General features: G+C 33.9%; 9 protein-coding genes. All 9 read left to right on the forward strand.

Translation table 11 applies throughout. The features are described 5' to 3' along the window. Nucleotides 1-74 precede the first annotated feature (74 nt). The 9 genes from ACFO3L_RS08965 (at nt 75) to ACFO3L_RS09005 (ending at nt 7,956) form a co-directional block, all read left to right on the forward strand. The gene (locus ACFO3L_RS08965; RefSeq protein ID WP_455293822.1) at nt 75-503 is read left to right on the forward strand and encodes an ATP-binding cassette domain-containing protein; all 429 of its coding nucleotides are present in this window, start codon (nt 75-77) and stop codon (nt 501-503) included. After that, nucleotides 500-2,176 carry an ABC transporter permease subunit gene (locus tag ACFO3L_RS08970; RefSeq protein ID WP_379966245.1) on the forward strand — a complete coding sequence of 559 codons (1,677 nt, stop codon included), beginning with the start codon at nt 500-502 and terminating at the stop codon, nt 2,174-2,176. The genes ACFO3L_RS08965 and ACFO3L_RS08970 overlap by 4 nt, the downstream gene beginning before the upstream one ends. Then, a complete protein-coding gene (locus tag ACFO3L_RS08975) occupies nt 2,109-2,630 on the forward strand; it encodes a type 2 periplasmic-binding domain-containing protein (protein WP_379966248.1) in 522 nt (173 codons plus the stop codon). Before ACFO3L_RS08970 ends, ACFO3L_RS08975 begins: the two co-directional genes overlap by 68 nt. After that, nucleotides 2,603-3,082, forward strand: coding sequence for a PTS sugar transporter subunit IIB (locus tag ACFO3L_RS08980; RefSeq protein ID WP_379966263.1), 480 nt, complete (start codon nt 2,603-2,605; stop codon nt 3,080-3,082). The genes ACFO3L_RS08975 and ACFO3L_RS08980 overlap by 28 nt, the downstream gene beginning before the upstream one ends. Nucleotides 3,083-3,094: 12 nt before the next feature. Next, nucleotides 3,095-3,922, forward strand: a complete 828-nt coding sequence (locus ACFO3L_RS08985; RefSeq protein ID WP_379966251.1) for a PTS mannose/fructose/sorbose/N-acetylgalactosamine transporter subunit IIC — start codon at nt 3,095-3,097, stop codon at nt 3,920-3,922. Continuing rightward, nucleotides 3,912-4,727 (forward strand): PTS system mannose/fructose/sorbose family transporter subunit IID, encoded by an 816-nt coding sequence (locus ACFO3L_RS08990; RefSeq protein WP_379966266.1) that lies wholly within the window; start codon nt 3,912-3,914, stop codon nt 4,725-4,727. The genes ACFO3L_RS08985 and ACFO3L_RS08990 overlap by 11 nt, the downstream gene beginning before the upstream one ends. A gap of 62 nt (nt 4,728-4,789) precedes the next feature. After that, the gene (locus ACFO3L_RS08995; RefSeq protein WP_379966254.1) at nt 4,790-6,700 is read left to right on the forward strand and encodes a heparinase II/III family protein; all 1,911 of its coding nucleotides are present in this window, start codon (nt 4,790-4,792) and stop codon (nt 6,698-6,700) included. Further along, nucleotides 6,697-7,134, forward strand: a complete 438-nt coding sequence (locus ACFO3L_RS09000; RefSeq protein ID WP_379966257.1) for a PTS sugar transporter subunit IIA domain-containing protein — start codon at nt 6,697-6,699, stop codon at nt 7,132-7,134. The genes ACFO3L_RS08995 and ACFO3L_RS09000 overlap by 4 nt, the downstream gene beginning before the upstream one ends. A gap of 105 nt (nt 7,135-7,239) precedes the next feature. Further along, the gene (locus tag ACFO3L_RS09005) at nt 7,240-7,956 is read left to right on the forward strand and encodes a discoidin domain-containing protein (RefSeq protein WP_379966260.1); all 717 of its coding nucleotides are present in this window, start codon (nt 7,240-7,242) and stop codon (nt 7,954-7,956) included. Nucleotides 7,957-8,017 lie beyond the last annotated feature (61 nt).

Here is an 8,017-nt window from a genome sequence, read left to right on the forward strand (position 1 = left end):
GATAGGGATATTAGTGATACATATTTCAATAAAATGTGCCAAAGAATTAAAGCTATGAATTATTCAGGGAATTAATTACTTTATTAAATTTAGGTACGCATTTACATAAACCGATTGATCAACTCTCCGGTGGTCAAAAACAGCGGGTTGCTTTAGGTCGTACGTTAGTGATGAAACCAGAAATTCTGCTTCTAGATGAGCTATTAAGTGCTTTAGATGGCGTGATTAAAGAGTCAATTCAAGCCAAAATTAAAGAAATTTCGCAAAAACTAAACTTAACGATTATTATTGTTACGCATGATCCAGAAGAGGCGTTGACGATGTCGGATAAAATTGTTGTGTTAGATAATGGACGCGTAGCGCAATGCAGCACGCCAGTCGAAATTGTTAATCAAGGGACATCTGATTTTGTTCAAGAATTTATCGTCAATCAATTAGCAATTAAACAACAAAATATTCAACGGATTTTCCAACAAGCGGCAGCGCAGAGTGTGCTCGCATGAGGGCGATGAATGCCAAACGATTGACTCAATGGCTAGTATTAGTTTTCTTCGTCTTATTCTTGGCACTTCCATTGCTGAAAGTATTCGTAACGGCCTGGCCACAGCAGGCAGAAAATCCTTTAGCCGAAATGAGTCATGTTTTTAATCGGAAATGGCAAGAGTCATTCAAGAATAGTCTGTCTTATGCATTAATTGCTACATCTTTCTCAACATTACTTGGATTTTTATTAGTCTATGGAGCTAATTTCACCCAAATTGGTCGTCGTTTTATTCGTTTCAATACACGAATCTTATTGTTACCAATGTTACTGCCAACCATCACTTACGGCTTTGTTTTAATTTATGCTTTTGGAAAACAAGGTTTATGGAGTAAAATAAGCGGCCAACAATGGTTCAATATTTACGGAACCATTGGTATTTTGCTGGGATTTGTGATTTATACCTTACCACCAATTTTCATGCTAATTAATAATAGTATGAAGTACGTTGATACACGTTTGTTTATCGTTTCGCGTTTAATGGGTGATAAGTGGTATACCTCACTTCATAAAACGATTATTAGTCCATTATATCGTGTTTTAGCGGTCGCTTTTTTACAAGGGTTCTTTATGACTTTTACAGATTTTGGGATTCCAAGTGCATTAGGCGGGCAAACGCCATTTATTACGACCCTTTTATATGAGGGCTTTATGGGAACCATTCCTGACTTTCAGTTTGGATCCATGGTCGCTTTAACAATGTTGCTACCTTCGATTGTTAGTGTCGTGATTTTGAATTATTTACAAAAGAAGATGGTCCGTTATGATAAACCGCAGTGTTTAGTTTTAAAGAAAAATACTTTTCGCGACAATGCTTTTCGTGTGCTATTTCTTGTGACTTCGGCTTTCATGCTACTAGTTTTTCTTGTTCTTTTCGTTATTCCATTTATGGGAAGTTGGCCAAATAAGCTATATTTTACGTTGGAGCACTTTCAAAAATTTGTGCAAGACCAGTTTTTAATGAAGACCTTAAAAAATGCCTTATTGATGTCTTTATTAACTGCCGTTTTTGGCACGTTATTAGCTTACTTTGCTGCAATTGTCACTTCACGTGGCAAAGAGCATACGTGGTTTAAAAGTGCAATCGATAGTATTTCGGCCATTACAAATTCAATCCCGGGTATGGTCTTAGGGGTTTCGTTTTTATTGATTTTTAGTGGCGGGGTTTTACACAATACATTAGCGATTTTAGTCATCGTGACGATCGTTCACTACTTTTCAACACCGTATCAAATGGCCAAAGAAGCTTTACAGAAAATGAATTTAAATTGGGAAAATAGTGCACGTCTGATGGGAGATAGCTGGTTAAAAACGATTTGGCGCATTTTAATTCCAAGCTCAAGAGAAACGATTTTAGAAATGGTCGGTTATTATTTTTCCAATGCAATGGTGACAATTAGCGCGGTTATCTTTTTATCAAGTTCTAACACGATGGTCATCACGACAAAATTAAAAGAGTTACAACATTTTGGCAAATTTAATGAGATCTTTATTTTATCGTTGTTCTTATTAATAATTAATTTAGGGGTTCAAAATCTTATTCAATGGATTAGAAGGAGCATTTTAAATGAAAATGAGAAAAAGTCTTTTACTAGGATTGGTTACATGTTGCGTACTTTTCGCAGCGTGCGGTAAGGGGGATGCTTCTTCGGATAAAGTGATTATTTATACGAATGCTGATGATGAACCGGTACAAGTGATGCAAAAAGTTTTAGATGAAAATGGTTTTAAAGATCAATACACGTTGCAATCATTTGGAACTTCGGATCTAGGAAGTAAATTATTAGCAGAGGGTAAAAATATTGAAGCAGATTTAGTTACTATGAGTACGTTTTATTTGAAGAGCGTTCAAGAAAGTCAGCAAATGTTTCAAACGTTAGAAACAAACTTAAAACCATTATCGGCCGATGTTGATTTTGCTGCGCCATTTTCCGTACAAGAAGGTTCGATTTTTTATAATACCGATGCACTAGCAGAAGCGAATTTGCCCGTTCCGACAAGTTTAAAAGATTTAGCAGAATCTAAATATGCAGGGATGATTTCAATTTCTGATATTAAACAATCATCAACGGCATTGATGAAAGATTGATTCACGGACAAGGGCAATTATGGATTAAAAGCTTGGGCGTAAATTTAGTAATTTGTGCTAATGACAAAGTTTCGACTGATGGGATGCAGCAAACGTTAATGAAATCTGTTGTTCCTCAAGATATCGGTTTACGATTTTGGAATATTGAAAGAACAGCAAAAGTTATTTGGAAAGCGGCACCAACGCAATCAATTTTCGTTGTGGTGTCTTCTCCTAAAGATGTTCTTGCTCTTGCCGAACAAGAATTTCCGGTTGGAGAAATAAATGTAGGGAACATTCATTCGAAGGGAGATAAAGAAAAAGTATCGCAATTTATTTACGTAGGGGAAGAAGATAAAGAAGCTTTACGAACTTTACGTGATAAGTATGGTTGTACTTTCAATACAAAAACATCACCTGTCTCAAATGATGGGGCACAGTCACTAGAAAATTTAGAAAAAATATTAAAATAGGGAGAAAAAAAGATGGATATTTCAATGACACAGGCTTTACTCATTGCTTTAATCACAGGTTTTTGTTATGCAGGTCAATTATTAGGGATTTATACAAATCGAGCACTTGTCATGTCATTTTTTGTTGGGGTTGTATTAAATGATATTCCTACCGCATTAACGATGGGGGCAATTGCAGAACTTGCTTATATGGGATTTGGTGTAGGTGCAGGTGGAACGGTTCCACCAAATCCAGTAGGACCAGGAATTGTTGAGACGATTATGGCAATTACAATGAAAGATCAAGGTGTTACTCCGGAATCAGCTTTAGCCCTATCATTTCCTTTCGCTGTTTTATTCCAATTAGTGACAACTGCTTTGTATACAATGTTCTCAGGAACGACAAAAAATGCAGAAAAATTAATTCATGAAGGGAAGTTCAAAAAATTCAACTTATTAGCAAATTCAACTTTTATTAGTTTTTTAGTTACAGGGTTTGTAATAGGACTTTTTGCAGCGATTTCTCGTCTTGCTCTACAAAGTTTTGTAGAAGCACTCCCTGAATGGTTAATTAAAGGATTTTCTGTTGCAGGCGGACTTATCCCAGCAATTGGATTTGCAATGATTATGTCTGTTATGTTAGAGAAGAAATTAATGCCATATGCATTATTAGGATATATCTGTGCTGCTTATCTACAATTACCAACAATGGCTATTACTTTAGTGGGTACTGTTTTTGCAATGATTGTTTACTATAGTCCAGAAGCAAAAATAGCAGGTCCATCAGATTCATTAATTGCTAAAAAAGAATATAATGATTTATCTAATTTCGATGAGGAGGATTTTTCTGATGGAATCTAAAAATTTAAAATTAACACAAAAAGACTATATTAATGTCGCAATACGCCCATATTTATTACAAAATTCTTTTAATTACAACTCTTACCAAGGAATTGGATACCTATACAGTATTATGCCAGGATTGCAAAAAATATATGCTGATGATCCAGAACAATTGAAAGAGAAATCATTAGCGAATATTGAATTTTATAATGTTAATCCGCACATGGCACCGTTTGTAACTAGTATGCAACTCGCAATGTATGACCATGGAGAAGATATTGAAGATGCGCGTAGTATTAAGATGGCATTGATGGGGCCACTATCTGGAATTGGAGATTCTATCGCACAATTTGGGATTGCACCATTATTTTCAACGATTTTTGCAGGACTGGCAATGGATGGTATGGGATTTGCACCAATGGGCTTTTGGACATCAATGTTAGTTTCGATGTTTGTAATTAAAGTCTTTATGGGATATTTAGGATTTAAGCTGGGCACTAGTATTATCGATACTTTAAGTACCAAAATTAGTAAAATTTCTTCAGCAGCTAATATTGTTGGAGTTACAGTAATCGCAGGTTTAGCTACAACATTTGTTAAAGCAAATATACCAATTCAATATGTATCACAAATGGCCGATGGTACAGAACAAGTAGTTGCTTTACAAGACATTTTGGATAAAATAATGCCTAAGTTGTTATCAGTAGTTGTTACAATAATTGTGTATTACTTAATCAAAAAACGTAATTGGACAACATATCGGTTGTTAGCGTTGTTATTTACAATTGGAATTTTAGGTTCAGTTCTAGGAGTCTTAGGATAAAATGGTGTAGGAACTTTTGCTGTAAATCATGCATAAGTTCCTATTTTTGAAAGGATATTACAATGAATTTTGAACGAGTAAATCAATACCATCAAAAATTTTTCTTAGATCAAACTCTTGAAAAAGAGGTAGAAAAAAATACTCTTTTCTTTGAAACAATATATAAGAGAGGCGAACTGTTAAAACAAGGTCAAATTATTTTTGATGATCCTTTGGATATGGAAGCTGTCAGTACACCATATCTTTTGAATTTAGCTAATCTTTTAGAAAGTCCAAATGGAGATCCAGAATGGTTTTATATGGTTAGTCGTAACGGATATTTAGTAGATTTGGGTATCTTATTTGCCTACACAAAAGAAGAAATATATTTTGAAGTTTGGAAGAAATTACTTTTTGACTTTATTAAATGGCAAGAAAGCAGTCCACATGTTTGGCGTAGTTTAGATGTAGGCTTAAGATTAAATAATTGGATGAAGAGTTTCATTTATTTTTCTAATTTACAAGATCGTTTAACGAATATTGAAAAAATAAAAATTGAAGAAGCTATTACTAAGCAAATTATATACTTGAAAGAAAATTTTCCAACAAAAAATTATTTGAGTAATTGGGGTGTATTAGCTATTGTAGGTATTCTAGCCACTGCACAGCTATTACCGGAACTTGTTTCTACGGAGGTTGAGCGTTGGGGATGGCATACTTTAAAAGAAGCATTGAAAATTCAGTTTTTTGATGACGGTATACATTGGGAACAAAGTCCGATGTATCATCATGAAGTTGTCATGTGTGTTTGGCAATTATGGCTTAACAGCCAGTATTTAAATTTACCTTTTGAAGATGAAATAGAGGATATATTACAAAAAGCAATAAGAGCAAGTACATACTATTGCAATCAAAATTTTGGTCTATTGCCTTTGCATGATAGCGATGCTGCAGATTTTACATACATATATAATTTATACAGTCTATCAGGATTTTTAGACTTAGAAATGAATCAAAATCCAGGTATTTTTTATATCGGTAAAAAGTTTGAAGTACGTGATTTAAAACCATTACCTACGTTATTTTCTACAGGAGAGAGTGGATTTCTGGCATATAAAGATTCTAATATTTATCTCACTTTATTTAATGGTCGTCATGGAAGTGGTCATGGACATGCTTCATTAGGATCTTTAACTTTAAAATATAAAGGAAAAGAATTATTTAAAGATCCAGGGCGTTATACCTATATGGAAGAGCCACTACGAATTAACTTAAAAGAAGAGTATTATCATAGTTCTTTGATGATTGACGAGACACCTTTAACTCAAGTTTCGGGGTCTTGGACATATGATTCTATGGCAGAACCATTGTTTCATCAAGCTGTCGAGAATACGGAACAGGTCATTTTTGAAATAGCTTGGAAAGGAAATATTGATGGGGAAATAGTAATTTTCAAGCGGAAAATTATCTTTTTGAAAGAATTTACAGTGTTCTTAGTGATTAATACAAGTGAGCACAATGGTAGACACAGTTTAACTACCCGCTATCAAATGGGAGATGAGCTTGATTTTGATCTAGAGGGGAGCAATATCCGGTTAAAAGGAAGTCCTTTTGTACTAAAAGGGAATGAACAGGCAATGATTGCGCTGAATAATAAAGTTTGGTCGCCAAAATATAACGAGAGCGATTATTATAAAGAACTTACTTTGAAGCAAAACTTTGAAAATTATTTAGTATCCTACGAGTGTCTTTATCCAGAGCAAGAGATTGCTATAGAAAAAATTGATTGTTATCAGAATAAGCAATTAAATGCAAGTCCAGATGAATTTTATTTTGGGTTAAAGCTTACTAGATTAAAAGATCAAAGCATTAATGAATACTATCATAGTTCACGGGATACGTTTCTTGGTGACAAGCTATATATAAGTAAAAATGGTCGTTTATTATATGGAAAAGATAAATTTTATAAAGAAAAGATAGGAGAGATTGAATGATTGGATTTATTATTACAGGACATGGTAGCTTTTCGCCAGGAATGGCTGGAGCAATGGAAATGATTACTGGAAAGCAAGAAAAAGTTAGTGTAATTCGTTTTCTACAAGATATGTCTTTAGAAGAATACTCTCAGAATATTATTAAAGGAATTAGTAACTATGAACAAGAGGGATTGGAAGTTATTATATTTACAGATCTTTTGGGCGGAACACCATTTAAAACTTCTGTTTCGTGCGCATATAATAATGAAGGGGTCAAAATTATTTCGGGAACGAACTTACCAATGTTAATAGAAGGTTCTATGTTACGTTTAGGGATGTCAAATGCTGGAGAACTAGTAGATACATTGCTTTCAACGGGTCAAGAGGGAATTAAGTGTTTGAATTTAACTGCGGAATTAAATGTAGAAATAAACGATGAAGAGGGAATTTAGCAATTTTTTAGATAGATAAAAAGAAAAATTGGCAAAAACCTACCTCTTAGATGAAGCCAAACTTGCAGATAGATAAGAAATAATTTGCTGAAAGGAACAGTATAATTGATAACACTAAGATTAAAGAACAAGCATGAAATATTACAAGAAAGAAGTCATATTCAAGAAACTTATTTAGCCTTAAAAAGAAGAGAGTATCAAGAAGGTGAAATAATAGAACTATTGGTTGATGAGATAGGACAATTTATTTGGATTCAAGTAGATGAAGCTATTGAACCGAGTTTAATATATTTAACTGAACAAAAATGGGAGTTCCCAGTGATGTTAGACGAGAAACTACGATTAGCATATTCTCCTAAAATATTTTCTGGAGACCGACATTATCTTAGAGCATGGTTACCAACGGAAAAAGAAATTCACAGTTATCGTAATTTAGCTCGTAATGCACACGATCAAAAAGAAAATACAAATGCATATCCGCATGCATCTGCAAATGTTGAGACGAGAAATGATTCTACTTTTTTTGCTCGAAATGCTATTGATGGTATTTTGGCTAATGAAGACCATGGCTCATATCCATTTCAATCATGGGGGATTAATCAACGAAAAGATGCAGAGATTACAGTAGATTTTGGTCGTGAAGTGGAAGTTGATCAAGTCTCGCTCGTCTTAAGAGGAGATTATCCTCATGATAGTTATTGGACTGAAGTCACCATACAATTTTCAAATGGACAAGAATATGTAATAAAAACTACCAATCAATTAGACGCTCAATGTTTCAAAATTCCTTCAACAAAGACACGATTAATTAAATTAACCTGAATAATTCATAGCTTTAATTCTTTGGCACATTTTATTGAAATATGTATCACTAATATCCCTA

It is taken from the genome of Enterococcus eurekensis, from assembly GCF_042654605.1.
Classification (GTDB): Bacteria; Bacillota; Bacilli; order Lactobacillales; family Enterococcaceae; genus Enterococcus_I; species Enterococcus_I eurekensis.

Coding starts and splice junctions, on each gene's coding strand:
- ACFO3L_RS08970 (WP_379966245.1), top strand. CDS start 500: ATGAGGGCGATGAATGCCAAACGATTGACTCAATGGCTAGTATTAGTT.
- ACFO3L_RS08975 (WP_379966248.1), top strand. CDS start 2,109: ATGAAAATGAGAAAAAGTCTTTTACTAGGATTGGTTACATGTTGCGTA.
- ACFO3L_RS08985 (WP_379966251.1), top strand. CDS start 3,095: ATGGATATTTCAATGACACAGGCTTTACTCATTGCTTTAATCACAGGT.
- ACFO3L_RS08990 (WP_379966266.1), top strand. CDS start 3,912: ATGGAATCTAAAAATTTAAAATTAACACAAAAAGACTATATTAATGTC.
- ACFO3L_RS08995 (WP_379966254.1), top strand. CDS start 4,790: ATGAATTTTGAACGAGTAAATCAATACCATCAAAAATTTTTCTTAGAT.
- ACFO3L_RS09000 (WP_379966257.1), top strand. CDS start 6,697: ATGATTGGATTTATTATTACAGGACATGGTAGCTTTTCGCCAGGAATG.